Genomic DNA, 2,227 nt, shown 5'->3' with positions numbered 1-2,227 from the left:
ATTGGGATTTGGTTTATTATTGGGAGGGGGTCAAAAAAACTTCAGCAATTCACAATATTGCAAATATATATCGCTGCATCAATAAAAACATTTTTAATTTTTAAAGACATAAAAACTATCAACAAGAATTTTGTAGCACATGCACAAGGAAAAACACTAGCGCAAACAAAGCGCGGTAGAACTAAAAATAATGATAAAAGAGATAAAGTTTATGCTTTTATTGTATTCAAAGCAAACCTAATAAACTTGAATTAGAAGCAAAAACAAACATCTAACATTAGCAGAGTATTTTCGAATAAAACTTTTTAGTGAATAAAATGCAATTCAAAGTACAAAAACATAAATTTTATGTAAGATTTTTTGCCATTACTACAAAATTTTTTATATTATCATTATCTATATATCAACGATAGAAATCTCTCATTGTTTTCTAAAAATACAAAAATTATTAAACGAATTCTTGCCTTAAGAAAACTTTTTAAATAGTTAGAATTTTTATTCCAATCATCATTTAAATTTGCAAAATGTGGATTCTTTGTTTGTAGTGATACAATTTCATTCACATTTAAATTAAGAAATGTTTCGCATATTCTTTTTGATATATTATAAGCTTCTGTAGCCGCGTCTATCTTTTTCTTAAAAACATCTGCATTGAATTCTTTAAGATTGTGTAATTCTACAAAATCGTGCATTGATTCTACAAACCTTTCACACTCAAAAGTATCACACGCACAAGCTACCCCAACACTTAATAAACTCGCTAAAATTAACTTTTTCATTTAACCTCTATATTCACTACTTCTCTACATAACTTTTGATACTCATCATAATTCATATTCCATTCATCCAAAATACGCACCTCAAATAACATCTTGTCCCTTCTTAAAAACTCATTTGCATAATTGCAAGAACGTGTTAGTCTATTTCTAGCCTCTTCCATGTGATTTAAATCCTCTTTCTTTGCACCATTGTTTAGCAGTTTTTCATAATGAAACTTAAAGCCTTTATATGCACTTAAAAATGCTTGTGCTTGGACGCATAATTCACTATTGTAGCAAAAACACGTCTCTGCATGCATACTCACAAATAAAAAGCAAGACAACACAAACTTTCTCATTTTTTTACCTCTCCCTCATCAAAACTACTAAAATCTGCACCTAATTCTTTTTCTAGAAAACTTAAATAATTAAATATAGCATCATATGCTATGACTTGCTTTGTTAACCTTGTTAGCTTTGATGCATTATTCAAACGCCTTAATGTCTCTGTATCTAATTTAACATGTACTGAGCCATATATGCTACCTCTAGGTATATCCTTATATTTAGCATTACCCCCTAAATAATTTAGAAAATCTTTGTTTTTTATATCAGATAAGCCTATTATCTTTTGTTTATTTACTGCCATGTATTTCCTTTACTAAAATTTCATTACAAAAGTCTTTAAATTCAATCAAAGCTTTATCATTACTTCTACAATAATCAAATAAACTTACTTGATTATCTGTAGCATGTTGGTATGCAACCCTTTCAAACAAAATGCTATTTAAAAGATATATATTGCTTTGTTTGCTTTTAATAATCTCTTTTAATGTTTCAATTTGTTTGATTTTTGGATTTGAATTAGCCCTATTTATGATCATATAAGCCCTTAAATCCTTATTAACATGCATAATCTTTTGTAGATAATCTATGATTGAATTAAGTATAATAATATTAAATGCACCAACGTTTATAGGGATTACACATACATCACTACGCTCAATCAAAAACGCATTTATACCCCTATCACTACCACTAGTATCTGCAATAACGAATCTATGTTGATTTAATATGGTATTGATTTCTTTGGTTTCTTTTGCATATTTTACCTGCAGCCTTTTATCATTGCTGCATGAATGCCATAAAAATACGCTTCTTTGAGGGTCTGTATCAAGCAGTAAAATATCATGCGTTTGGAGTGTGAAAAAGCGTGCTAAATTTATAGCTATAGTGCTTTTCCCAACACCGCCTTTTGGGATTAAGGATAGTATATGTATTTTTATATTGAGATTCACTAAATAACAATATATTATATGCATAATATATTGTTATTAACTATTCAATATCACTTTGTTGAATAAATAATATTCGTAGGATTAGTGCATGATTATTTCGATTGTAAATGAAAAAGGCGGGAGCGGTAAAACAACCCTAGCAGTTAATCTTGCTGCACGACTTGCAGAAGA

Annotated in this window: 6 protein-coding genes; 2 read left to right on the top strand and 4 right to left on the bottom strand. The window is 28.9% G+C overall.

The genetic code is table 11. The annotated features are described in order from the left end of the window. A partial coding sequence (locus T368_RS16390) for a hypothetical protein (RefSeq protein ID WP_034595270.1) occupies positions 1-255 on the top strand: 255 nt, incomplete at its 5' end. Between the two features lie 137 nt (positions 256-392). Here the strand turns inward: T368_RS16390 and T368_RS0111200 are convergent. The 4 genes from T368_RS0111200 to T368_RS0111185 are packed head-to-tail and all read right to left on the bottom strand — an operon-like array spanning position 393 to position 2,056. Further along, positions 393-779, bottom strand: a complete 387-nt coding sequence (locus T368_RS0111200; protein WP_004088256.1) for a hypothetical protein — start codon at positions 777-779, stop codon at positions 393-395. Beyond that, positions 776-1,117, bottom strand: coding sequence for a hypothetical protein (locus T368_RS0111195; RefSeq protein WP_004088255.1), 342 nt, complete (start codon positions 1,115-1,117; stop codon positions 776-778). The genes T368_RS0111200 and T368_RS0111195 overlap by 4 nt, the downstream gene beginning before the upstream one ends. Then, positions 1,114-1,407, bottom strand: coding sequence for a hypothetical protein (locus T368_RS0111190; RefSeq protein ID WP_004088254.1), 294 nt, complete (start codon positions 1,405-1,407; stop codon positions 1,114-1,116). The genes T368_RS0111195 and T368_RS0111190 overlap by 4 nt, the downstream gene beginning before the upstream one ends. Next, on the bottom strand, positions 1,394-2,056 hold the full coding sequence (locus T368_RS0111185; RefSeq protein ID WP_162164639.1) for a ParA family protein: 663 nt from the start codon (positions 2,054-2,056) through the stop codon (positions 1,394-1,396). Before T368_RS0111185 ends, T368_RS0111190 begins: the two co-directional genes overlap by 14 nt. An 88-nt stretch (positions 2,057-2,144) precedes the next feature. On the opposite strand from T368_RS0111185, the gene T368_RS15125 reads away from it, so the two are divergent. After that, positions 2,145-2,227, top strand: an 83-nt coding sequence (locus T368_RS15125) for an AAA family ATPase (RefSeq protein ID WP_155266242.1), incomplete at its 3' end; no start/stop codon positions are given.

This window comes from Helicobacter bilis ATCC 51630, assembly GCF_000686565.1.
Lineage (GTDB): Bacteria > Campylobacterota > Campylobacteria > Campylobacterales > Helicobacteraceae > Helicobacter_A > Helicobacter_A bilis.
This window is presented reverse-complemented; position numbering and strand designations above follow the sequence as displayed.

Excerpts from the sequence above, each read along its gene's own strand:
- T368_RS0111195 (WP_004088255.1), bottom strand. The coding sequence starts at position 1,117 with ATGAGAAAGTTTGTGTTGTCTTGCTTTTTATTTGTGAGTATGCATGCA.
- T368_RS0111200 (WP_004088256.1), bottom strand. The coding sequence starts at position 779 with ATGAAAAAGTTAATTTTAGCGAGTTTATTAAGTGTTGGGGTAGCTTGT.
- T368_RS0111190 (WP_004088254.1), bottom strand. The coding sequence starts at position 1,407 with ATGGCAGTAAATAAACAAAAGATAATAGGCTTATCTGATATAAAAAAC.